General features: G+C 59.0%; 20 protein-coding genes. 11 read left to right on the top strand and 9 right to left on the bottom strand.

The features are described 5' to 3' along the window. The first annotated feature begins 70 nt into the window (after positions 1-70). Complete coding sequence (locus KCQ76_RS03545; RefSeq protein WP_052722162.1) at positions 71-1210, top strand: ABC transporter permease; 1140 nt, start codon at positions 71-73, stop codon at positions 1208-1210. Here the strand turns inward: KCQ76_RS03545 and KCQ76_RS03540 are convergent. Both KCQ76_RS03540 and KCQ76_RS03535 read right to left on the bottom strand, forming a co-directional pair. Then, entirely contained in the window at positions 1154-1804 is a 651-nt protein-coding gene (locus tag KCQ76_RS03540; protein WP_046202682.1) for a DNA-3-methyladenine glycosylase, read from the bottom strand. The genes KCQ76_RS03545 and KCQ76_RS03540 overlap by 57 nt on opposite strands. A 52-nt stretch (positions 1805-1856) precedes the next feature. Next, a complete protein-coding gene (locus KCQ76_RS03535) occupies positions 1857-3107 on the bottom strand; it encodes a low temperature requirement protein A (protein WP_052722163.1) in 1251 nt (416 codons plus the stop codon). 575 nt (positions 3108-3682) lie between these two features. Between KCQ76_RS03535 and KCQ76_RS03530 the strand changes: the two genes are divergently transcribed. The 4 genes from KCQ76_RS03530 (at position 3683) to yhjD (ending at position 9119) form a co-directional block, all read left to right on the top strand. Further along, on the top strand, positions 3683-5551 hold the full coding sequence (locus tag KCQ76_RS03530; RefSeq protein ID WP_308936988.1) for an MFS transporter: 1869 nt from the start codon (positions 3683-3685) through the stop codon (positions 5549-5551). Positions 5552-5692: 141 nt separating this feature from the next. Continuing rightward, positions 5693-6778: an exodeoxyribonuclease III gene (locus KCQ76_RS03525; protein ID WP_231725363.1), complete on the top strand. Its 1086-nt coding sequence runs from the start codon at positions 5693-5695 to the stop codon at positions 6776-6778. A gap of 84 nt (positions 6779-6862) precedes the next feature. Next, positions 6863-7909: a tryptophan--tRNA ligase gene (gene trpS / locus KCQ76_RS03520; RefSeq protein WP_046202681.1), complete on the top strand. Its 1047-nt coding sequence runs from the start codon at positions 6863-6865 to the stop codon at positions 7907-7909. Between the two features lie 91 nt (positions 7910-8000). Continuing rightward, positions 8001-9119 carry an inner membrane protein YhjD gene (yhjD, locus tag KCQ76_RS03515; protein WP_180962437.1) on the top strand — a complete coding sequence of 373 codons (1119 nt, stop codon included), beginning with the start codon at positions 8001-8003 and terminating at the stop codon, positions 9117-9119. Positions 9120-9323: 204 nt separating this feature from the next. On the opposite strand, the gene KCQ76_RS03510 is transcribed toward yhjD, so the two are convergent. Together KCQ76_RS03510 and KCQ76_RS03505 are read right to left on the bottom strand one after the other, a co-directional pair. Continuing rightward, positions 9324-10238 carry a hypothetical protein gene (locus KCQ76_RS03510; protein WP_221914791.1) on the bottom strand — a complete coding sequence of 305 codons (915 nt, stop codon included), beginning with the start codon at positions 10236-10238 and terminating at the stop codon, positions 9324-9326. A gap of 129 nt (positions 10239-10367) precedes the next feature. Further along, positions 10368-11780 (bottom strand): D-alanyl-D-alanine carboxypeptidase family protein, encoded by a 1413-nt coding sequence (locus KCQ76_RS03505; RefSeq protein WP_052722164.1) that lies wholly within the window; start codon positions 11778-11780, stop codon positions 10368-10370. Positions 11781-11888: 108 nt separating this feature from the next. Here KCQ76_RS03505 and KCQ76_RS03500 point away from each other — a divergent pair, with 108 nt between their 5' ends. The 4 genes from KCQ76_RS03500 to KCQ76_RS03485 all read left to right on the top strand — a co-directional run bounded on the left by KCQ76_RS03500 (position 11889) and on the right by KCQ76_RS03485 (position 16435). Beyond that, the gene (locus tag KCQ76_RS03500; RefSeq protein WP_052722165.1) at positions 11889-13307 is read left to right on the top strand and encodes an adenosine deaminase; all 1419 of its coding nucleotides are present in this window, start codon (positions 11889-11891) and stop codon (positions 13305-13307) included. Positions 13308-13584: 277 nt separating this feature from the next. Beyond that, positions 13585-14538, top strand: coding sequence for a substrate-binding domain-containing protein (locus KCQ76_RS03495; RefSeq protein WP_231725362.1), 954 nt, complete (start codon positions 13585-13587; stop codon positions 14536-14538). Between the two features lie 89 nt (positions 14539-14627). After that, positions 14628-15596: an ABC transporter permease gene (locus tag KCQ76_RS03490; RefSeq protein ID WP_180962439.1), complete on the top strand. Its 969-nt coding sequence runs from the start codon at positions 14628-14630 to the stop codon at positions 15594-15596. Further along, a complete protein-coding gene (locus KCQ76_RS03485) occupies positions 15593-16435 on the top strand; it encodes an ATP-binding cassette domain-containing protein (protein ID WP_082089757.1) in 843 nt (280 codons plus the stop codon). The genes KCQ76_RS03490 and KCQ76_RS03485 overlap by 4 nt, the downstream gene beginning before the upstream one ends. A gap of 26 nt (positions 16436-16461) precedes the next feature. On the opposite strand, the gene KCQ76_RS03480 is transcribed toward KCQ76_RS03485, so the two are convergent. From KCQ76_RS03480 to KCQ76_RS03470, 3 genes are all read right to left on the bottom strand, one after another. After that, positions 16462-17874, bottom strand: a complete 1413-nt coding sequence (locus tag KCQ76_RS03480; RefSeq protein ID WP_046202678.1) for a SatS C-terminal domain-containing protein — start codon at positions 17872-17874, stop codon at positions 16462-16464. A gap of 63 nt (positions 17875-17937) precedes the next feature. Further along, positions 17938-19101 carry a C40 family peptidase gene (locus KCQ76_RS10760; protein WP_231725339.1) on the bottom strand — a complete coding sequence of 388 codons (1164 nt, stop codon included), beginning with the start codon at positions 19099-19101 and terminating at the stop codon, positions 17938-17940. A 3-nt stretch (positions 19102-19104) separates the two neighbouring features. Next, positions 19105-19461, bottom strand: a complete 357-nt coding sequence (locus tag KCQ76_RS03470; protein WP_046202677.1) for a hypothetical protein — start codon at positions 19459-19461, stop codon at positions 19105-19107. A 141-nt stretch (positions 19462-19602) separates the two neighbouring features. Between KCQ76_RS03470 and upp the strand changes: the two genes are divergently transcribed. Together upp and KCQ76_RS03460 are read left to right on the top strand one after the other, a co-directional pair. Beyond that, positions 19603-20241, top strand: coding sequence for a uracil phosphoribosyltransferase (gene upp / locus KCQ76_RS03465; protein ID WP_046202676.1), 639 nt, complete (start codon positions 19603-19605; stop codon positions 20239-20241). A 241-nt stretch (positions 20242-20482) separates the two neighbouring features. After that, positions 20483-21889, top strand: a complete 1407-nt coding sequence (locus KCQ76_RS03460) for an NAD(P)H-quinone dehydrogenase (RefSeq protein ID WP_046202675.1) — start codon at positions 20483-20485, stop codon at positions 21887-21889. 52 nt (positions 21890-21941) lie between these two features. Here KCQ76_RS03460 and KCQ76_RS03455 read toward each other — a convergent pair whose 3' ends face one another. Both KCQ76_RS03455 and KCQ76_RS03450 read right to left on the bottom strand, forming a co-directional pair. Next, on the bottom strand, positions 21942-22451 hold the full coding sequence (locus tag KCQ76_RS03455) for a hypothetical protein (RefSeq protein ID WP_046202674.1): 510 nt from the start codon (positions 22449-22451) through the stop codon (positions 21942-21944). A gap of 82 nt (positions 22452-22533) precedes the next feature. Next, positions 22534-23175, bottom strand: coding sequence for a DUF1707 domain-containing protein (locus tag KCQ76_RS03450; RefSeq protein ID WP_046202673.1), 642 nt, complete (start codon positions 23173-23175; stop codon positions 22534-22536). Positions 23176-23243: the final 68 nt, after the last annotated feature.

The following is a 23243-nucleotide window of genomic DNA, read 5'->3' as shown; positions in this document are numbered from 1 at the left end:
CGCGAAATACAAGCGGAAAACGATGACAGCCGCGTTGCACGGCAAAACACATTGGAAAAGGGGAGACCTTATGGCAAGTAACAGCGTTTCCACGGAGGTGACCACCCAGCGCAGCTCGGCCACCACACAGGCCACTGAACACGCCACTAACTCCACGAACGAGGCATCTAACACCGCCACCAACCAGGCGCCTAACAGCACGAAACAGGCGTCAGAAAACACGTCGAAAACCACTGAGCACACGTCGAGTGGAAAAGTAGTGGGCATTGTGCTCGGCCTCGCCGCCGTCGTCACACTCATGCTGCTGTCCTTCTTGGCGCCGGCAGTGAATTCCGGCGCGAAAGACCTACCGCTCGCCGTCAGCGGGCCAGATCAGGCGGTTACCCAGCTCACTCAAAACATGGAGCACAACCAGCCCGGGGTTTTCGAGATCAAGCATGTTGACGATGCCAAACAGGCCGTCCACGACCGCGAGGCCATCGGAGGCATCGCTCTGGGGCAGCCGACAGCCGGGCCGAACGGCACCCCTGTTCCCACCGCCGAAGTGATTACCGCGACGGGTGCCGGAACCACCTATCTCCAGGTCATGAATGGGGTCACCCAAGCGCTCACGACGCAAGGCGCCCAGGTCACCACGACAGATGTGGCTCCGCCAGCATCCGGCGACGAACACGGCACCGCCTTCGCCACCCTGGCTCTCCCGATGGCGTTCGGCGGCATGATCTCAGCGGTCATCTTGTCTACCCAGGTCCACGGAGGACGCGCACGTCGATTCCTCGCCTCCGGGGCATTCGCCATCATCGCTGGATTCATTTTGGCGGCTGTGATGCGCTTCGGCTTCGACGTCGTCGGCGGAAATTATTGGGAAGTGGCCGGAACGTTATCGCTGGCCGTCGCCGGGGTGTCGATGTTCGTCCTCGGCATGGAGTCTAAGTTCGGCTACGCGGGATTAGGCATCGGCGCTGTGGTTGTTATGTTCGTGTCGAACCCGCTATCCGGAATGCAAACAGGCCCCACATGGCTGCCTTCACCGTGGGGAGCGATTGGACAATTTCTCCCGCTAGGTGCGGCCGGTTCAGCGCTGCGATCCGTCGGATTCTTTGACGGCGCAGGGTGGGGCATCCACGGCCTCGTGCTCACCTGTTGGGCTTTGTTAGGAATAGCGCTCGCTGGGTGGTCTGCGTGGACGGCTTCGAGGCGGAGTCACTGATCGATCGCCAGGAATCCAGAACCGTAGCGGTGCCTCTTTGTTCTTCGAGATCCCGATCCGCGGGCCCGTGACATAAGGAACAATGTCGTCCTCAGCGCGGGCACGGCTCAGCCGTAGCTCCGGAGCTTCGGGATTGCCGACGTCGGTTTGTACCCCGCCATCATCGACGACGATGGGCATCCCGTCGAGATGAAGATCTAACCCCAGCGCGGATCCCACATTCCCCGGCCCGCGGGCGAGTCCATCGTCCTCGGGCCGGTCGCCTCGTCGGGATCTAACCACGTCATAACCACCAATCACGCGCCCGGCCCGCAGCAATAGTCCCGACGCGACGCCCTCGGGGCAACACACAACGTTGCCCGCACGATGAATGCCGTAGCTGGCATAAACGTAAAGGTGCAGCGGTGGGCCGAACATCGTCGCGCAGCGTGGCGTCGGCCCCCGAGAAGCATGTGACGCGGGATCGGCTTCCCCCAAGTACGCCTCGACCTCAGTAATCATCAGCGCGACCGGGCCGCGGCGAAGCGTCGACCCCAAGACGTACGGGGCGACAATGTCCGCGGGATGGGAAAACAAGCCCGGCGGAAACCCCACCGATAACACCTCCTCAGTTGCGGACCTCGTTGACTGTTTGCGCGTTGGCCGCTTACTCGTCGGCCTTGTGCGTACCGACCGCCTGCTCGTCAGCCTCGTGCTCATGGTCCGCGTCGTCGCCACCGTCGACAGGATTACACACCAACACCACGACCATCGCCACTATGACTACGGCGACTCCAGCGACGGGCACCGGCACCCAGGTGGACGCAACCGTCACGACCGCCCCAATCGGAATCACGGTCCGCACGATGCGCGGAGTCCCAGGGTACGCGACCGCCCAAATCGCGAGAATGAAAACAGCCACCGGCACAGTCACCGTCAGTGACACAGCGACATAGGAAAGCTCCGACGAGCCGGTTACATAGTCCACGAGCGCCTCGATCCCCGCTGAGAACGCGCCGGCAGAGGCGAAAATCAGGTAGTGTGCATAACCCCACCGGACAGACAACAGAATCGACGAGTTCGATAACCGCTCCGTATGCCGCGGATAAAAGTAGATCCACCAAATACCCGCGCTGATCACGATGGTCATGATCGACACATCGATCAGCTGGCCAATGTGCTCACCCTCATCAAGCGCCTCGATAATCGCATTGGCCGACCCCAGCAGCGACTCACCTAAAACAATGATGGTGAACAGGCCGTACCGTTCCGCAATGTGCTCCCGGTGCCACGGCGTCCCACCCGTGACCTCGGCGACCAGAGGAACCGACAATTCCACGAGGACGAAAACCACGAATATCCACAAGGGAATACGTCCCGACGTGACCACCGCCGCGATCACCCACAACACCTGCGCCGACAAAATACCGATGGCGTACGTCAACGCAGAACGGCCTTCCCGCCCCTTAGCGCGTGAAGCGCGAAGCCACTGGGCTCCCATGGCAACGCGCATAATGACATAGCCAATGGCCATGATGCTGAAATTACGGTCTTCAAACACGTCGCTGATCCCCGCGGTGAGAACCAGCACGCCCGCCATCTGCACGAACGTGCTTAAGCGGTAGAGCCAGTCGTCGCTATCGAAACTGGTGGCAAACCAGGTGAAGTTCATCCACGCCCACCAAATGGTGAAGAACACCATGAGATATAGGCCAATGCCCTTGCCCGCGTGGCCTTCGGTGAGGGCATGGTGCAACTGCACGCCAGCCGTCGATACGGCAACGACGAAGACCAGGTCGAAGAAGAGCTCCAGAACGGTCGCAGCGCGATGGGGTTGCTCAGGATCACGCGGGCGCATCGGGGTGAGGTAAAAGCGGGGGCGTCGAGTGTCCTGTGTTCGCACGTCAGATGAGCTCACTGGAGGTCCTTCTGTTAGTGAGGGGGCGGCCGCATTGGGGGCGTCGGGATGACAGCGTGATGAAGGCGCGAGGTCGTGCCTAAATGCAGAGTCAAGATTACCTGTCGGTCCCGACAAAACCGGACACGGCTTCCCTCACAGAGACGGACGACGTCGGTCGGGCCATACAGTCGGACAAAGCCGAGCCAGCCGACCCGTCGCGGCTGCAGCTGAGATACTTCGCCCAGGAGAGCTGAAATTACCCCGTCTCGAAGTTCGACAAAGTAAAACGAATCACACTCCGCACGGGAATGTAATGAATTGTGCAGGGGAAAATGCCCATTTCGCATTGCACGATGGCACACGTATGTGCAAATGTAGGCAACTCGAACGCGACCACAAGGAAACCTCCGGAGACATGACAATGTGTCGCTTCGCCCGTCAATTCCGTCAATTCCGCGTCCGCATAACCCCCTGATTTCGACCGAACTAATACCGACGCAAGACCGATAAATTCACGTTTACACCGATTTCATCGACACACGATCACGAGTACATGACGCACCGTCGTCAAGAGAAGAGAAAGTGTGATGCCTGTGGGGAGCTTTATCCGTAGAGCCGTCGACGTTTTTCGCGACTATATGGACGCAGACAACTACATCATTGCGCCACGCGCATTGACCGAGCCTGTTGCTACGGGAGATGCCCATGCGCCGGAGGGCATGGAGGCGTCCGACGAGCGTGAATCGGGGCGTGAATTTGGCGACGCGTCGGGGGCTCCTCAAGAGCCGTACGCAACGCTGGTCCACCAGTCGCTGAGTATCGACATTGATGACCACCCGCAGTTCCACGGTAACGGATACTCCCTTGACGACGCAGGTGACGACGAGCACGGCGCTGCCACGCACGGCACCGCAGAGGACAAAGCGGCCCGCAAGGCTGCGAAAGCGCAGCAGCGTCGCAATAACCGCGTCCGCCGCGCCCAGGCGCGCAAAGAGGTCGTGGCAAAGAGCACGCAGGCATCCAAGAAGGCCGTTGCAAAGAGCACGCAGGCGTCGAAGAAAGCAGTCGCGAAAACTGCCCACTCGTCGCGTGCCGCTGCAGCAAAGACGGCGCACACCTCCCGTGCCGTCGCGGCGAAAACCGCGCACACGTCCCGCGCCGCTGCTGTAAAAACTGGTCAGGCTTCACGCCACGCCTATAACAGCAGCAAGCAGGTCGTCGTCGAGCGCATGCCAGAGCGCAAACCGATCCCGCGACAAACCGAAATGGGATCACGACGTGCCCTTTTCGCTCTGGTTGCGCTCTCCATCGGAGGGTTCGGCATCGGCACCACCGAGTTCGTCTCCATGGGGTTGTTGAAGTACATCGGCGCCGACTATGGCATTTCCGACGGCGCCGCCGGACGTATCGTTACCGCTTACGCGATGGGCGTTGTCGTCGGCGCGCCGCTGATCACCGCGCTGACCGGCAAAATCCCCCGTCGAAGGCTCCTCCTCTTATTGATGGGGGCATTCACCGTCGGCAATGGTTTGAGTGTTTTCGCGCCGAACTATCCCTTCCTGATAGCAGCCCGGTTTATCGCCGGTATTCCGCATGGTGCTTTCTTCGGAGTGTCCTCGCTGGTTGCGGTGTCCCTGTCCAAACCTGGTAAGCGAGGCCAAGCAATCGCCATTGTGAACCTGGGGTTGCCTATCGCCACGTTGATTGGTGTTCCACTTGCACAGGCGATCGGCCAGTCCATGAGCTGGCATTATGCCTATGCCATGGTGTCCTTGATCGAGTTAGCCACCTTGGTCTCTATTTGGATCGCGTTGCCGCACATGACGCTCATGTTGACGACCAACCCGTTGACCGAGCTCAGCGCGCTCATTAAGCCGCAGGTTCTGCTCACCTTGCTCATGGGCACTGTCGGATTTGGTGGCATGTTCGCCGTCTACACCTACATATCGTGGACGATGACGGAAGTCGCTGGCCTGCCGGCAAGCCTCATGTGGATCGTGTTGATGTCCTACGGCGTCGGCATGATTATTGGCACCTGGTTCGGCGGAAAACTGGTGGACTACAACCCGGAGCGTGGAATTTTCTTCTCGCTCATCGTCATGATGGTGATTTTGACCGCGTTCTTCTTCACCTCCCACAACCCGTGGCTCGGCACCATCAACTTCGCGTTGATCGGAATGTCAGGATCGCTACTCACCCCGAACCTGCAGTCCCGACTCATGGACACGGCCGGTGAGGCGCAAACCCTCGCGTCAGCGCTTAACCAATCTGCCTTGAACCTGGCGAATGCCGGGGGTGCGGTCGTCGGCGGCTGGGTCGTGTCCGCCGGCTTCGGTTACTCCAGTGGCGGGCTGGCCGGAGCCCTCATGGCGTTGCTGTCGATGATTGTCTGGGCACTCACCGCGTTGGTTCGTAAGCGATCAACTGCTTCGGTGCAGCATGTCAAGGCTCCGGTCAGCTAAAACACCAGTTAAAACGCTGATTCCACCGGCGCATAAAAGCAGACCAATAATTGCCGACGCCTACCGGCGTCCACCACTGACCAGGCTTATTGCCCCGACGTCGGCTGCCCCGATGAAGTCATGTCCAGCGCATCCGCTACGATGTCCGACATGCCTCCCCACAATGCGCCGATAAAACCCAACGATGACAACACCCCTGGGCACCGCAATTCGTTTGCCGCGTCCGCCGGATCATTCGCCGACGCCTCGCTGACTGTCGCGTCGATTAACGTGAATGGTATTCGCGCAGCGGTGAAACACCGGTCGGAAGAGAACCTCGGCTTTCATGAGTGGTTGAAGAATGCCAACGTGGACGTTGTGCTCCTCCAAGAGGTGCGGGCGTCGGAAAAGCAGGCTGAGAATGCTCTCAAACCTGCCCTTGACGACGGGTGGTCGCTCACCGTTGCGCCGGCGGCAAGTCGTGGCCGCGCCGGGGTGGGGATTTTGTCGACGTTCCCCGTCGACGACGTCGAGATCGGTATCCCCGATTTTGAGGACGCCGGCCGTTGGATCGAAGGAACGATTCACGCCGGTGGGGGATTAGACGATGTGCGCCTTGCCTCTCTGTACCTCCCGAGTGGCGGCTGGAACGAAAAGCAGGACGAAAAGTACGCGTTCTTGGACTCGCTCGCTCCCGTGCTGCAGCAGCGGGCCGAGAAGTACGACAAGATGCTCGTCGCCGGGGACTGGAACATTTGTCACCGGCGTGAGGACCTGAAGAGCTGGAAAGGCAACCGCAAGAAGGCGGGGTTCTTACCTGATGAGCGCGCATTTATGGATTCCATCTTCGGCCCGGGGCCTGGTGCGACGGTCTCTGAAATTAACGACGATACCGAGGCGCCCAGAGGCGTGACCTTGAGTGACGGGCGACGCCAGGGGAATGCGGGCGCAATCGGCGAATTCTTTGCCTCGAAGGATTACAAGCCGTCCGCGGCGAGTTTGCGGGGTCCGGCAAAGGATCCGAAATGGATCGACGTTCAGCGCTCATTCCACGAGAACGAAGAAGGCCCCTACAGTTGGTACACCTGGCGTGGGCAGGCCTTTGACACGGGCGCTGGATGGCGTATCGACGTCCACGCGGCGACACGGAGTCTGGCTGATCGGGCGGTCGCTGCTCGTACCGACGTCGCTGATACTTATGATCTTCGCTGGTCGGACCATTCGCCCGTCGTCGTCGGTTTTAAATAGAAATATGTATTTCGAGCGCCCGTTATTGAAGGTGTCTGACGGCCGGTTGCAGAAACGCGTGCGGTAAGAAGTACTGTAAACCCCATGGCTAGTGAGAATGAACAACAAAGCGCACAAGAACATAAGGCTCGCGTTGTCTCGGGGTTGCAACCAACGTCAGATTCGTATCACTTAGGTAATTATCTGGGTGCAGTCCGGCAGTTCATTAAATTGCAGGACAACTATGACGCTTTTTACTTTATCCCGGATCTTCACGCCATAACCGTGGACCAGGACCCGCAGCAATTGCGGAAGCGTACGTTATCCGGTGTCGCGCAGTTGTTGGCTTTGGGCATTGACCCCGAACGGTCGACGCTATTCGTGCAGTCTCACGTCCCCGAGCACGCTCAACTCGGGTGGATCATGACATGCCTGACCGGTTTCGGTGAGGCCAGCCGCATGACCCAGTTCAAGGATAAGTCGTCTAAGCAGGGCACGGAGCGGACGAGCGCTGGCTTGTTCGCGTACCCCATGTTGATGGCTGCCGACATTTTGCTCTACAAGCCGGAGCTGGTTCCTGTGGGGGAGGATCAGCGCCAGCACATGGAGCTCACCCGAAACTTAGCGCAGCGGTTCAATTCTCGGTTTGGGGAAACATTTGTTGTTCCCGACGGTTTTATTCCGGAGGGGGCGGCGAAGATTTACGATCTTCAGGAACCCACGTCGAAAATGTCGAAGTCTGGGTCGAATCCCAAAGGGATTGTTAATTTGCTCGACGATCCAAAAGTGTCAGCAAAGCGAATCCGTTCGGCTGTCACCGATAATGATGCCGAGATCCGCTACGATCGCGAAAACAAGCCGGGTGTCTCGAACCTCCTTGTTATCCAAGGTGCATTGACAGACAAGAATCCCAAGGACCTCGCGGCACAATACCAAGAGTCCGGCGTTGGCTATGGCGAATTGAAGAAGGACACGGCGGAAGCCCTTGAAGCCTTCACCACTCCGCTGAAAGCCCGTTACGAAGAATTCATGTCTGATCGGGCGCAATTGGAGAAAATTCTTGCCGACGGCGCAGAGCGTGCCCGCTATGAAGCACACAAAACTTTGCGTAAAGTGCATAAGAAAATTGGGTTTTTGCCAGAAAGCAAATAACCCTAAGAGACAATACGAGAGAACAATACGAAGCGGAGTCAGCCGCATTTTTGGCTGAATCACAAGCTGAAACCATAAAGGAAGGGCTATTGTGGCTCCAGCGAAAAACGCGGCAGACAAAAATACCGGGCGCGCGGACGAATACACCGGCATGGAGCGTTCGCACGACGACGAACTGAGCAAAATGGAAAAGGCTCGGCTGCGGTTCCCGTGGTTCGACCACCTCATGCGCATGCAAGACCGCTATAGCGAACAAGGTGGCAACCACTTTGCGGCGGGGATCACGTATTTTTCCGTTCTCTCCCTCATCCCCATTATGTTGATCGTCTTCGCCGGCTTCGGTTTCGTTCTGGCGGGGAACGACGCTGCCATGGACAAAGTTGAGCAGCAGATCCTGGATCTGGGTACGAGCGGTCTTAAAGACACGCTGCAAACACTGGTGGATACAGCCGTTGAACGGCGCAGCTCCATCGGTGTTATTGGTCTTTTGACCGCACTTTGGACCGGTCTCGGCTGGATGGGCAACCTTCGTCTCGGCGTCTCGGAGATGTGGAAGGTGAAGATCACCCCGGACAATTTCGTGAAGGGGAAGCTGTCAGATCTTATCGGCTTGATCGGACTGTTGGTTGCCTTTGTGGTGGCCTTTGTCGTGACCGCTATTGGGTCGTCCAGTCTGACCAAGAAATTCCTGGAATACATTGAGCTGGATTCAGTGCCAGGAATTCATTTTGTGACCTGGTTGATCGCATTCATTGTTGGTTTGCTCGCCAACTATATTGTGTTTGTTTGGCTGCTGAAGTTCCTGCCGAGGGAAAAAGTGCCGTGGAAATCGGTGCTTCAGGCGGCGATTATCGGGGCAGTGGCGTTTGAGTTGATCAAGCAGTTCGGTGCGGTATTCATTTCTGCCACGATGAAAAATCCCGCGGCCGCCGCATTCGGGCCCGTTATCGCCATCATGGTTCTCTTCTACCTGATCTGGCGCGTTGTGCTCTATTGCTCGGCGTGGGCCGCCACGACTCAAGAATCTCGAAAAGTGGTCGACGTTCATACCCCGCCGCCTGCGGTTATTTCGATCCGCGGGGCAGAGGTTGATGAAGATTCATCGACGACGAAGAAAGCCGGTTTGGTTGGCGTTGGTGCCCTGGTTGGGGCTCTGACAGTTGGTTCGGCGATGCGGAAAACGCGCGGTAAGAAGAACGACGAGGCGTAATAGAGCGAGACGCAGGCTACGCCCGACACGGCGGCGACGTCGATGCGTCGGGGCGCGAAACATTGAAATCTATATATGTCTGCGGGGCGCGATGACTATGACCATCGCGCCCCGTAGAGCTTATTAGCTGGTTTTATAGCGATATGGCTGCAGTAGTTACCCGATGGCTCCACTGCAATATCACTCCGTTGTTACTGCATAGTTTTACTGTGCCGGTGCCGGGCCCTGGTGGGCAACGCTCGGTGCACCAAGCTGCGTACCCGTGTTGATGAGTACCTGGTCGAACTGATTGACCGTGGATACGACGGCCTGGCGGGCGAGCTTGGCAGCTCCTGGAGCAACGTTCTGCGCAGCTCCGACGGCCGTTGCGAACTGGTTACCGGCTGCCTGCGCTGCGTCGGAAACATGGTGGATGACCTCATTGGCTTGAGCTGCTTCGGCATCGATGGATGCCTGCTTCCGTGCAGCGCGGTTATCGACGGACGCGTGTGCGCCGTCTGCAACACCATCGATTGTTTGGTTAGCAACAGAGACAGCGTTGTCGACGGCGGAGCCAGCAGCATTGTGGGCCGCGAGCTGTGCACCAGCGAAGTCATTGGAAGCAGCGGCTGTCCGTTGCGTGACAGTATCCGCGATACGCGCGCCGACCGGATTGTGGTGGGCCTCTGACCGCTCGCGCACCGAGTTCGCTGTGGACGCAATGCGCGTGGCAGTATCAGCGTTCGCCTGCACAACAGTGTCATAGGTGCTGGTCAGGGAGTCGTAAACCGGCGTCACAATAGTCCCGACGGACTCTTTAGCATGGCCGTGAATAGCGTCGATACGATCATTCTTTCGTGCGGCCTGAGCAGCGTTAGCTGCGGATTCCTTAGCAGCTTCAGCCTTGACTAGCCGGTGAGCGTCATGATGAACACCGTCAATTGCCGACGCAAGTGCCGTGTCAGCTGGGTGCTCAGGCATCGAAGTGGGATGTGCCATGGCTACATTAGCGCTAGCCAGCACCAAGGTTGTGGACGCCATGATGGCTACTGACGAAGCCACTACGCGACGCGTCCGAGTGGAGACACCGTGATGACCAGGAGTGGCGGTTTCACGAGGGGACGATGATTTCGTATCCATACCTGACAACTTAATCACTGCGACGTTTCAACGTAAACAAAATGCTCAACTATGCACCAATTGTGATAAAAAAAGAATAAAAATAACGATTTGTTTACGATGTGTGAATCCCGGGTATGAGAGTAATTATCACTTCCGACGGCGCCCGCGACGCACACTCCAGATTGCGCCGGCAATAACGAGCACGGCAATTCCAGACGTGATAGCAAACGCCTTCGGGTGCCGCCGCAGCTCGTTTCCACGATGGGGTGCGGACTGGTCTTCAGTAACGGTTTCCCCAGCAAACTGACCATCATTCTTCCCCGCTTTCTTAGCAGCGGGGGAGCCGACCAGATACCCCACGGAGTCGTGAACAGGCCACGCTGCGTCGAGAAGCCTTGTCGCTTGATCCCAGCCCTTGCCGGCAGCATTGGTGGCGTTCAGCTCGATGACCGCTAGTTTCCGCCCGTCCCGCTCTGCGCCACCGGAATATGTGTGGCGAGCGTCGTCGGTAAATCCGGTCTTTCCACCGAAAGCACCCTCATAATTGAAGAGCATGTCGTTATCGTTTGAGATTTGGAAACCAGGATTTTCTTGATAGCCAGGGAAATCAACGAGTTTTGTATTGACTATTTCGTTAAACGTCTCGTTGTGAAACGCTTCGCGGTACAGCAGCGCCAAATCGTATGCGGATGTTTGTAACCCCGGCGCGTCAAGCCCCGAATATGACGTGACTCGCGTGTCCTGCGTACCCAGCTTGTCAGCCCGTTTTTGCAAGTCAGCCAGGAGTTTTTTCTCCCCACCCAAGGTCCGCATGAGCAGATGTGCGCAGTCATTACCGGAGCGCATCAGCAGCCCCTGCAAGACCTGCCTCACGGTGTACTTCCCATCCGGGCCAATGCCAGCACGAGAGCCCTCCATATTGGCATCCTCTTGCGTCGCCGTGAGCACCTTATCCAGTGGCAAACGATCAATAGCTTCGCGAGCTAACAGCACTTTAAAAATAGAGGCCGGCCGGTACCGCCCATGTGGGTCCTTGGTAGCAATGACATCGCCCGAGTCGACGTCGTAAATAAGCCACGCTCCGACGGTGAGCCGCTCAGGAACCCTAAACCCCTCCGGAACAATGACGCCGCATGACTGCAGCTTTTTGCCGCCCTCGGGGTTTTTGTTGACCGGGATGGGGGTGGGGCTGGTGCCGCCGGGTTGGACCGTTTCGGATTCATCGACGGCCGGGGGCGTGTGCTCGCGGAAGGGGCACGAATCGGTGTGGAGAGTGGGATCGTCGGGCAGTGGCTGGTCGGAAGGCACTTCGAGGGGAATCCAGTTGGGATCAACCGGGCGAGTTGGGGTGGTCTCATCCTGGGCTAAGACGGATACCGAGGGTGCCGACGCCGCAGCGGATTCTGTGGCTGTAGCGGATGTTGTGATTAATGCCGTTCCCGGGAAAAACGAGGTGTAGCCCAGTGCGATGCCCACCGTGCTGGCCTCGATGGTTCGACGTAGAGTGGTTAGCGATGGTGCGTATCGCTGGATGTGGTGGGCAAAGTGCTGGGAAGCCATAATCCAGAATCTTAGGAAAAATTCGGCCCTGGACATATATGACACTTCGGGGTGCCTTAATGTTGTGGCCTCAACGACATGTCCTCCCCATCGGCTAGCCTGAACCCTATGGCAATGAACGCGCAGAAATCACCGTATTCCGCCAGCATAGGGCCGCGACCATCGATTAGCCCAGATCACAAAACTCTCGATCGTGACACGGTCTCCCAGCTTCCCAAAGTGGAGCTTCATGACCACATTGATGGTGGTCTAAGGCCTTCCACGCTGCTCGACCTTGCTCAGCAGTCTGGCTACTCCGGGTTACCGGACAGCATCATGTCTCAGCCCGAGGACGCGCGCGCTGACGCATTAGAGGAGTGGTTCCGCACGTCCGCCGAATCGGGGGATCTCCCCTCATACCTGCAATTATTCGCCCACACCACCGCCGTCATGCAAACAGCCGAGGCCATCGAGCGCGTGACCCGCGAAGCCGTCGAAGACCTTGCCCGCGATGGCGTCGTGTATGCGGAACTCCGTTTCGCGCCGGAACAGCACCAGGAGCAGGGGTTAGATCTTCAACATATTGTCGACGCCGCGATCGCCGGTGTTCGCGCAGGTGAACGGAGTGCTGCCGCGGAGGATAATCCGATCGTCGCGCGGCTCATTCTGTGCGCGATGAGGAATAACAATCGGTCCACGGAGATCGCACGCCTCGTCGTCGATAATGCGGGTGATGGGTCCGGATATGTTGTCGGCTTTGATTTGGCAGGCCCGGAAGAAGGGTTCTCGGTCCGTGAGCATGCTGAAGCATTGGAGCTGCTCCGTGAAAACCTCATCCCGTTCACCATTCACGCGGGTGAAGCTGATGGAGTGCAGTCGATGAAGGACGCATTAGCCCTGGGTGCGTCGCGTATCGGACATGGTGCTCGCATTTACGAAGATTTCGGCGCGTCCCTCGACGGGATCGAATTGGGTCCTGTGGCTGCCCGAGTTCGCGACCGCACTGTTGCCCTGGAACTGTGCCCGACGTCGAACCGCCAGACCGGGCTTGTCGACTCGATGGAGGATCACCCCTTGTCGCTTCTGTATGAACTGGGTTTTACCTGCACCGTGAACACGGATAATCGGACGGTGTCCGGCACGACGATGACCGACGAGATGCTGCTGCTCGGCGAGCATTTTGACTTCGGTTACGACGAGCTGCTGCATCTGACCCTGAACGCGATGGATGCAGCATTCCTCCCCCTGCCAGATCGGCAGCGCCTGGCCAGAGATCTGATCATTCCGGCGTATGAGGAACTGGTTGGGGATCCCGATATGAGGGGCACTAGCCGAAACGACGGTTCCGGCCACGACGACGATGGTGCTGACGAGCACGATCCTGAGGGGCACTCGCATGACCACGCTCATGGAGCCCACGGGCATAACCACTCGGGCGCGGGCACATTGAATATCGATCTGGGTGATTTAGGCCTCGACGACATTGACGGACTCGCCGGTCTGGACGGATTAGATTTAGGCGATCTCGGTTCAGATAAGCGTGAATAGCGGGGCCGAGGCAAGCTACAGCGCGCGGGGGCAAAAGGGGGTAAAAAGTGACGCTAACCGGTCACAGCTATCCCTGTTCAGATTATCTGAATCGTTCAACACCAGCAGAAACAGATTTGACCACCCCCACTGAGGAGGGTGAAATAGCGAGATTGATCAGACATGTCCGTTATTCGCAGCCGCGGGTAACGGGATCTAACCAGTGACACTCATAAGGATCGGGATACCTGTGCACCACCGTGTCTCTTACACCGTTCGACGGTGTGCCGTCGCCCTCGTGGTTGGCGCCGTAGCTGTTGCGGGCGCGGCATGCTCATCCACCGGCGGAGCGCCCCGGAGCTCCGGAAGCTCCGGCGGGGGAGGAACCGTCGATACTCCCCGTATGACGGTGGCGATGGTCACCCACGGTGCGCCCGGGGATACCTTCTGGGACCTCGTGCGCAAAGGTGCCGAGGACGCTGCGAAAAAAGACAACGTTGATTTCCGGTATTCTTCCGACCCTCAAGCGCCGAACCAGGCGAATCTGGTCCAGAACGCGATCGACTCCAAGGTGGATGGGATCGCTGTCACGATGCCGAACCCGGAGGCCATCGGGCCCGTCGCCAAGAAGGCCGACGATGCGAAGATCCCGGCAGTTGGGTTGAACGCCGGGATGGACGTCTGGCAGAAGTATGGGCTGAAAGGGTTCTTCGGTCAGGACGAGAAAGTCGCTGGGGAAGCGGTGGGCGACAAGCTCAAAGAACAAGGCGCCCAGCACACCTTGTGCGTCATTCACGAGCAGGGCAATTCCAGCCAGGAAGCCCGCTGCGGTGGCATTAAAGACAAGGTGAATACGGAGATCCTCTACGTCAATGGGCAAGATTTGCCCTCGGCGCAGGCCACCATCGAATCGAAACTCGCGCAGGATCACAGCATTGACTGGGTGATGGGGCTGGTCGCACCGGTCGCACTCCGCGCGGTGGATGCTGCTCGCGACGCTGGTTCTCAGGCCAAAATCGCCACCTTTGACACCAATGCGGAACTGGTCAACGCCATTAAATCGGGCAACGTTCAGTTCGCCGTGGATCAGCAACCGTATTTGCAGGGGTACATGGCCGTGGACTCGTTGTGGCTGCATAAGCGTAACGGAACATCGATCGGAGGTGGACGTCCGGTGTATTCGGGGCCGTCCTTCGTCGATTCCTCCAACGTGGATTCCATTGCGGATGCTGCTAAGGAGGGTCTGCGATGACGACAGCGTCTGAATCTGTGCCGGCCACTGAATCCGCACCGACGTCTGAATCTGTGCCGGCGCGGCGACCCTTGTGGCAACGAACCCTCATGAGGCCGGAAGCAGCCTCCATCTTGGGTGCTGTCATTGTCTTCGCCCTGTTCATGGCGGTCGCACCGTCGTTCCGCTCTTTCGCCGCATTCTCGACGGTGCTCTATGCGTCGTCGACCATCGGCATCATGTCCTTGGCCGTCGGCTTACTCATGATCGGCGGCGAGTTCGACCTGTCCTCCGGTGTGGCCGTCACCACGGGCGCACTGGCCGCCACGATGATGAACTACAACTGGCACCTCAACTCATGGACGGGTGTGGTGCTATCACTGCTGATCGCCGTGGCGATCGGCACGTTCAACGGTGTCTTGGTGATGAAGACGGGGCTAGACAGCTTCCTTATCACCCTGGCCAGCTTCCTCATGCTTCAGGGGCTCAACTTGGCGATCACCAAGTGGGTCACCAACGCGGTCTCGACTCCGTCTATTTCGGATATGCAGGGTTTCGGCAGCGCCAAAGACGTTTTTGCGTCGTCCATCACCATCGGCTCGGTGTCGGTGAAGATCACGGTGCTGTGGTGGCTCGTCTTCGTCGCCATCGCGACCTACGTCCTGTACTCCACTCGTTTCGGCAACTGGATTTTCGCCGTCGGTGGCGACCACAACTCTGCCCGCGCACAAGGCATCCCCGTCACCCGGGTCAAAGTGCTCCTCTTCATCGGGGTGTCGGTCGCTGCGTGGTTCGTCGGTATGCACACGCTCTTCGCCTTCGACTCCGTCCAGGCTGGGCAGGGTGTCGGCAATGAGTTTTTGTACATTATCGGTGCCGTCATCGGTGGGGTGTCGATGAAGGGCGGAAAAGGAACCGCGATCGGCACGGCTATCGGCGCGTTCATTTTCGGCATGATTAATCAGGGCATTGTGTACGCGGGCTGGAACCCCGATTGGTTCAAGTTCTTCCTCGGGGCCATGCTGCTGCTGGCGGTGCTGTCGAACCGAGCCATGGAGAAAAGGAACAGCACACGATGACTGATACCACGATGACACCACCTGCAACCCCGTCGCCGTCGGCAGAGTCACGGACTCCTATTCTCGCGCTTGACGACGTCACCAAGGCATACGGAACGCATGTCGCGCTCTCCCACATGACGCTGTCGGTCTATGCCGGCGAGGTGACCTGCGTGCTAGGCGACAATGGTGCTGGCAAGTCGACGCTCATCAAGACGCTATCGGGCTTGCACAAACCCACCGAGGGGCGTGTTCTTATCGACGGTGAGACCGTTGCGCTGAAGTCCCCGAAGGACGCGATCGCCCGCGGCATTTCCACCGTCTTCCAGGATTTGGCGGTGGTGCCGGATATGCCGGTGTGGCGCAATTTCTATCTCGGGCACGAGGTGGTTCGCGGGCCGAACTGGCTGGGCATGGTTGCTCCCTTGGACGCGGAGCACATGAAGAAAACCACCGACAGTGCGCTGAAGTCGATGGGCATTGATCTACCCGACGTGACGGTCCCGATTTCGACGTTGTCCGGTGGGCAGCGCCAGGTTGTGGCGATCGCTCGAGCCGTTCACTTCGGAGCTCGCGCGATCATTCTGGATGAGCCGACGGCCGCCCTGGGCGTGAAGCAATCGGGCATGGTGCTGCGGTTTGTTCAGCAGGCGAAGGAACGAGGGCTGGGCGTTATCTTGATCACCCACAACCCTCATCACGCCTATTTGGTGGGGGACCACTTTGTGTTGCTGGGGCACGGCCGCATGCAATTGGATGCGGGCCGCCAGGACATCACGTTGGAGCAGCTCACTGCGCAAATGGCTGGCGGTGAGGAGCTCGAATCCCTATCCCACGAGCTCGGGCAGGTCCGCGCCTAGTCCGCGCGTGGGTTTTAGGCTCGTGCCTAGGACTTGCTGAACCGTTCGCTCAGCGTTTCCTCCAGGCGACGCCATCCGTCGGCCTCGGTGTCGTACGGCGCCGAGGGGAGGTAATTCGACGACGTCCCCAGCATGTACGAGATGTATTCCTGCAGCTCGGGCACGGCGAGGAGTACGGAGTTCACGGCGTCGTCCTCTGCCCAGTCGGAAGCGTCGGCAATGACCTCATAGGCCTGGCCGAGCTGGTCGGTATCGACGACGTTGGGCCCTTTGGCGATGGACTCCGCCAAGTTAGTGAAGACGTAGTTGTTCGTGGGGTGAGTCTCTACTTTGAGCTCACCGACGTTGGCTTTGTCGACAAGTTCTCCCCAGGTGGAGACCGTCGCCAGGTCGTGGTCTTTATGGTCGACGATCCAGCGGCTGAGAGCGCGCCCGGACGTGAACGTGTAAATCTGGCCGAATTTGCCGAGGAAGACGGGGCGGTCGTTGATGTAGCACCGCAGGGTGTAGAGAGTACGCCCATTCATCACGATCGTGATCGGATCGATGCCGACGGACGCCCAGATAGTGGAGTCATAGGGGTCGGTGGCCGGCGTGGAGCTGGCCTCATCGTTCTCTGCCTGGGATGCGCGCTCCGCGGCGACCTCTTTTTCGTGGTCCTCACGTGCGGCAATAGCGTCGTCGATGCTGCGCTGGGCATTATTGATGGAATCCGTGGGGTTGTTCCCGGGAATGGCGGGGGTGACGAAGACGGGAGCGGTGCGCGTTCCAGTTGCGCCCGCGTTGCTTGCCGTGTCGCCGGTCGGTGCGCCGATGGGGACGCTTGTGCTGGTAGACGATACATTCGCGGCATCGCCGGACGTGCTGGCGTTGTCGTCAAAGACTCCATCGTCCACGGCCTCATTGTCCAGGGCGTCGAGGACAGGGCCCCAGTTGGAGAGAATCGTTTGGCCAATAGCAGACCATTCGCCATTGCCGTCGTCGCCAGTAAAGTGCTCGGCTCCGCGGCTGAGGTTGGAGAGCAACGAGTAGCTATTGAAGAACCCGTTGATGCGGTCGATTCCGCACACTCGCCCGAGGGAGCGCGCCATAGCTAGGTTTCGCTCGACTTTGTCGACGGAGGTGTAGCTGGGTTTTTCTGCCAGCATGGCGGGAACGGCGACCAGGTCGTAGACGTGGCGGGGTGTGGGGACAGCCTGTGATTCCGCGTCCTTATGAAGGAATGCGCGCCACTTGGGGTGCTCGGCGAGGTCGATGGGTGCGTCGGAGTTGATATACGCCAAGAGTTCGGCGGGTGAGGTGAAGAAGTAGAGGCTATCGTCTGATCCGAGAAACGCCTGCCATTCTTCACCGTTCTCTTTCCAGGACGGTGCCCATAGGGTGTAGTACGTTCCGCTGGTCAGTTCCAGTTGGACTGGGATTATGCTCTCGGTGGCCATGACCCCTCATCGTAGCGTGCTTTATCGTTAGTGCTAACAGGTTGGGTGCGTTAGCGCCGGCAGTTACCCCGTGGGCCGGTAGAAGCCGAGGAAGTTCATCCCCATGTTGGTGGTCCGTAGCGGCGAGGTTTGGACGGGATCACCTGCTTCTATCATCATGCCGTCGCCGACGTACATCGCGACGTGCCCATCCCACACCACAAGATCACCGGGGAGAAGTTGGTCTTGGGTGACCTGTGTGCCGACGGTTTGCGCCTCAGCGAGCCGCGGAATGTCTACTCCTGCTTGGGCATACGCCCAGTGTGTGAGCCCTGAGCAGTCAAGACCGACGCCGGGGGTGTTTCCTCCCCATTGGTACGGCGTTCCGATGGCACTGCGCGCGGCTTCTACCGCTTGTAGTGCTTGGGGTGAGGCTCCGCTGGCCGACGCATGTGATGGTGGCGGTGGTGCAGCAGGTGGTGTCGAAACGGCAGGTGGTTGGACGGCCGGTGCTTGGTTGCCCGGCGTAGGCGCTGCCGCCCCCGGCGCCCCTGCCACATCATTCGCAACGATAGCCGGTGGTGAGGCCACGGCAGGGGTCGTTACCGCTGTCGCCGGCGGATCGGGAGGTATGTCCACCTCGCACTGAGGAAAGGCAGGTGCCGGTTCCTCCAACAATCGCTGAAGTACTGCAACATCGCCTTCGAGTTCCGTGTTAATGCGCTCTGCTGCGTTATCGGCCTCGTTCCGCGCTTCGGCAGAGGCCTTTTTTAACGCCGGCATGATCCCGGTCCCGGGCTTCACAGGGATCGGACCCAGAAGAATAGGGATGCTCATACTCCCCGTGAGTAGTGACGTCGCGATCGTGAGATATCGGTTAGCAATACCGGAGATGTCGAGTGCACCTTTGATAATGGTGCTGGCTATGTGGATGCTCGCGTGCGACGCTTCCTCGGCAGAGTGCCGGAGCGATTCGGCGCCCTGGCCAGCACGTTCCAGTCCGTCGTGCCACGCGGTTCCCGCCTCACCGACCAGCGCACTATCAACAGTCGCCGTGCTCTCTTTCCACGGCCCGGTTAGCATCGCACCGAGTTCGCGTTGCGTGGCGTCGAAAAGTGGGTAATGGTGAGTGAAATCTGGCAGGGGCGTCTCCGGGGTGATCGGGAGCAGCGACGTGATGTAGTGAACAGTATCTTCAATGAGCGCTGCGGATTCGGACGATACGGGCGATCCAATAAACGAAGGCATGAGTTATCGTTGCCCTCCCTCGGAGTTACTTGTAATTGCGCTGGTCAGCGTGTTCATACGCACAGCAGCCACCGTGTCAGAGTGATCGACGGCATCGGCCAGGGTCCGCGTGCCCCGCGAGATCGATAACAACGATTCGTTGAACTGTCCGAGTTCGTGTCTGAGGCGGTCATGGTTCTGTCCCAGCAACTCGATAGCGTGCTGAAGAGCGGGTATGTGAGGGGAACACCTGGCAAAGCCTGGGGGATTGGCCTCATGACCATCACGCAGGCGGCTGACCGTATCTGCACAGTCGGTCAGCTGATCTGAAGCGATGCGTAGAGCGTCAGGTTGGGCGGTAATCGAGCCGGTCTCCATCATTGCGGTGTCCTCCTGTGTATTGGTCGAGCCAGAGGCGTCCCAGGTGCGCCAGGCGTGCCTGGCGGGCTATGTGATATTTCTCGTGCGGTGGGGTTAGACGCGCGAGTTTCGTTATGGTTCCCCACAGGTAAGCTGGTTTTTATGGAGATTAGGGTCGTTGATCATCCGTTGGTGTCGTCGAGGCTGACCATCATGCGCGATAAGCGCAGCACAAATGATATTTTCCGCGCGGCGTTGTCAGATTTAGGCATGATGCTGGTGTACGAAGCCAGCCGAGATCTTTCAGTGGATACCTTCCCCGTATCTACCCCGGTAGACCAGGCTGATGGATTCCGCCTGACCGAGCCCCCCATTATCGTCCCGATTATTCGCGCCGGGCTTGGCATGGTGGACCCAGCATTGTCCATGATTCCCGACGCCCAAGTGGGATTCATCGGCTTGGCTCGTGATGAGACGACGCACAAGCCTGTGCCGTACTTGGAGGCGCTGCCGGATGACCTCTCTGGCCGCCCCGTCTTCCTCGTCGATCCCATGTTGGCGACGGGCGGCTCGCTGCTTCACGCGATCCGCCTGCTGGCCAGCCGGGGCGCGGACGACATCACCTGCATCTGCATGGTGGCCGCCGAACCGGGGGTGCAAGCATTGAAGGACGCCGATCTGCCGGTCACGCGGTTGGTTACGGCGACGATCGATCCGTCGTTGAATGAGGATGCCTACATTGTCCCTGGCCTAGGCGACGCGGGCGACCGTCTGTATGGTCCCCGAAATATCGATCTGTAGCGATAAGGCCGGTCTGTAGACGCTCAGTCCCGACGGCCTACCCCTCTTTGTGGCGTCGGGGGTGTCTGCTTTTAGCCCGAACCAGGGTTATGTGTGGGGTTTAGTTTATTCTGAAAGAGACGAGCTGCGCCTTGACGACGGCCGTAGTGAGCCTCGCGCATGTGACCGTGTGCCGGGTTTGGTCCTTGTCTCTGGGCGCTGAGTATGCCCCTGAAACATCACCACATCGAGGAGCGAACTGGTGGCTAAACGGATCGTGATTATCGGCGGAGGCCCGGCGGGCTATGAAGCCGCATTAGCAGGCGCGAAGTACGGGGCGGAGGTCACGGTCGTTGAGGATCAGGGCATGGGGGGATCGTGCGTCCTGCATGACTGCGTACCGTCGAAAAGCTTTATTGCTGCAACGGGTATTCGCACCGACATGCGTCGGGCGGACGCGATGGGCTTCCACGCAGGTTACGACGGTAAACGGCTGCCGTACGCGGAAGTGAACAAGCGCGTCAAGCACCTGGCTCAGACCCAGTCGGACGATGTGCAGCGGCAGATGATCGCGTCGGAAATTCGCCTGATTCCGGGCACCGCCAGGTTGAACGATTATGAGCCGGGCCGCACGATTCACCGAGTTTTGGTGGAGCAAGCCGATGGTTCAGAAGAAACAATTGAATGTGATCTTGTTCTCTTGGCGACGGGGGCCACGCCTCGTATCCTCCCCGGCGCAAAGCCCGATGGGAACCGCATCCTGACGTGGCGTCAGATTTATGACCTGGAGGAAGTACCGGAGCACCTCATTGTTGTCGGGTCCGGTGTGACGGGCGCGGAGTTTGTGTCGGCGTTCACCGAGTTGGGGGTAGAGGTCACGATGGTGGCCTCGGGGGATCAAATCCTTCCGCATGAGGATTCCGACGCTGCACGCGTGCTGGAGAATGTGCTGGACGAGAGGGGGGTGCACCTGGTCAAGCGTGGCCGGTGTAAAGCTGTGGAGTACACCGATAACGGGATTAAGGTCATTCTTAACGACGGGCGTGAGGTGGAGGGTTCTCACGCGTTGATGACCGTCGGCTCTGTGCCGAATACGCGTGATCTGGGGCTCGACAAGGTGGGGGTTGACCTCACACGTTCGGGCCACATCAAGGTTGACCGCGTATCCAGGACATCGGTCCCCGGCATTTACGCGGCGGGGGACTGTACTGATTTGTTCCCGCTGGCGTCCGTCGCCGCAATGCAGGGACGTATCGCTATGTATCATGCTCTGGGTGAGGGCGTCACGCCGATCCGGTTGCGGACGGTGGCGTCGGCCGTGTTTACCCGCCCGGAACTGGCAACGGTGGGTGTATCCCAGAAACAAATTGAATCTGGGGAAGTGTCCGCGCGAATTGAGACCTATTCGCTGAAGGGCAATCCGCGTGCCAAGATGCGGTCCCTGAACCACGGCTTTGTCAAGGTTTTCTGCCGCAAGAACTCCGGCATCGTCATTGGTGGTGTGGTGGTCGCCCCGTCAGCGTCTGAGCTGATCTTGCCGATCGCTATTGCGGTGACGAACCGGTTGACCGTGGAGGATCTGAGCCGGACGTTCTCTGTGTACCCGTCGCTCTCTGGTTCGGTGACCGAGGCTGCCCGCCACTTGGTCGCTCACGACGACTTAGATTAACGACGGTACTTGCGGGCCCGCGTTAAACGAGCCCGCGCCACATAAATCGCTGTTAAATCAGCGTGACGGTGAGCCCGAGATAGCCCTCGGCCCACCGTTTGATTGTTCCCTCGGCTTCCTCAACAGCATCGCCGACGGTTTTCTTCTCTGCGTCCGGTTCATTAGGAACGACGCGAGTCGGGTCACCCGCGGGGCGAATGGAGAGAGTTGCATGTGTGGCCTTGGGGGCACGGTGTGCACCGTCGCTTGAGGCTTCGTTCTCCTCCGAAGGATCCAGGATGACGCCGTCGTCGGAAAAGAGAATGGCCTCTGCGAGCATCTCAACCTGAGTTTGTTCACACACTGCCCAGGACAGCGCCGTCCCCGTCAACCATTGATTGCGACGAAGTTCGATGAAGCTCTCATCAATCGCGCTGCCAGAACCGGCACCGTGTGCCGACTTATCGCTGGAATGATCCGCCCAGTCGGCGGCTAGCGCCAGGGCGTGGACGTCGTTAATGCGGTCATCGGCGGACAAAGGACGCAGATAAAAGCGGCCGCCGTTCAATTGCATGGGTTCCATGAGAATCAATTTTAGGAGCTCGAGGGAAACCCAACCCAGCGTCGTCGAGTGACATTGAGCGCACGCTACAACCCAGCGACCCCTACCGGCGCCGGCGGGTAGAGATTCCCTTCGCGGAATTCGCCACAGTGTGCGCAAAGTTCATGGCCGAACTCATCGCGTCCTGTTGAATTTCCCGCCGCCGCTGCTTCTGCTCGAGCTGCAGTTTCCGTCGCTCCAACTCCAGTTTTTCCTTGTCCATCCGCAGCTGAGCGCGCTGCAGACGCTTCGCTTGTCGGATCCGCGACGCGGTGTGCCACGATTCCGGCCCGACCTTCATGATGTAGAGCAGGATGAAAATCAGGGGGATCAAGAACAAAATGGGTGCGAGCGCAGCATTAATCGCGACGGGCATAGCGAGAAGAGTGGATGATCCCAGCAGCAACCCTAACCGGATATTCCGCCCATATGACGCTGGAGGGAGGACAGTGCCATCGGTCATCGTCACCAGCGATTGAGAGCCCTTCGCAATAGTGGCAGATGGAAGCCCTGGCAAGTCCGTGAACAGGGCGTTGAGGTCATTATTATTCTGCGCGGCAGAGGCCACCGACACCCGCTGGTCGTACTCGTCGATGGTCAAGCGACCCTGTGAGAAGTGAATGCCCAACAACTCGATGGCATGTTGGCGATCGTCATCGCTTACTCGGTAGGTGCCCGAAGGGAAAGGCCCCGTATTGGTAGGCATCCGAAGCGCTCCTTAATGTCATCGGCGTCGCTGGCAAGGAAACCGGAGCTCACGCGCCGGGCATCCCT

It is taken from the genome of Corynebacterium parakroppenstedtii (genome assembly GCF_019754935.1).
Classification (GTDB): Bacteria; Actinomycetota; Actinomycetes; order Mycobacteriales; family Mycobacteriaceae; genus Corynebacterium; species Corynebacterium parakroppenstedtii.
This window is presented reverse-complemented; position numbering and strand designations above follow the sequence as displayed.

Coding starts and splice junctions, on each gene's coding strand:
- KCQ76_RS03545 (WP_052722162.1), top strand. CDS start 71: ATGGCAAGTAACAGCGTTTCCACGGAGGTGACCACCCAGCGCAGCTCG.
- KCQ76_RS03525 (WP_231725363.1), top strand. CDS start 5,693: ATGTCCGACATGCCTCCCCACAATGCGCCGATAAAACCCAACGATGAC.
- trpS (WP_046202681.1), top strand. CDS start 6,863: ATGGCTAGTGAGAATGAACAACAAAGCGCACAAGAACATAAGGCTCGC.
- KCQ76_RS03510 (WP_221914791.1), bottom strand. CDS start 10,238: ATGGATACGAAATCATCGTCCCCTCGTGAAACCGCCACTCCTGGTCAT.
- KCQ76_RS03505 (WP_052722164.1), bottom strand. CDS start 11,780: ATGGCTTCCCAGCACTTTGCCCACCACATCCAGCGATACGCACCATCG.
- KCQ76_RS03500 (WP_052722165.1), top strand. CDS start 11,889: ATGGCAATGAACGCGCAGAAATCACCGTATTCCGCCAGCATAGGGCCG.
- KCQ76_RS03490 (WP_180962439.1), top strand. CDS start 14,628: ATGAGGCCGGAAGCAGCCTCCATCTTGGGTGCTGTCATTGTCTTCGCC.
- KCQ76_RS03485 (WP_082089757.1), top strand. CDS start 15,593: ATGACTGATACCACGATGACACCACCTGCAACCCCGTCGCCGTCGGCA.
- KCQ76_RS03480 (WP_046202678.1), bottom strand. CDS start 17,874: ATGGCCACCGAGAGCATAATCCCAGTCCAACTGGAACTGACCAGCGGA.
- KCQ76_RS10760 (WP_231725339.1), bottom strand. CDS start 19,101: ATGCCTTCGTTTATTGGATCGCCCGTATCGTCCGAATCCGCAGCGCTC.
- KCQ76_RS03470 (WP_046202677.1), bottom strand. CDS start 19,461: ATGATGGAGACCGGCTCGATTACCGCCCAACCTGACGCTCTACGCATC.
- upp (WP_046202676.1), top strand. CDS start 19,603: ATGGAGATTAGGGTCGTTGATCATCCGTTGGTGTCGTCGAGGCTGACC.
- KCQ76_RS03455 (WP_046202674.1), bottom strand. CDS start 22,451: ATGGAACCCATGCAATTGAACGGCGGCCGCTTTTATCTGCGTCCTTTG.
- KCQ76_RS03450 (WP_046202673.1), bottom strand. CDS start 23,175: ATGCCTACCAATACGGGGCCTTTCCCTTCGGGCACCTACCGAGTAAGC.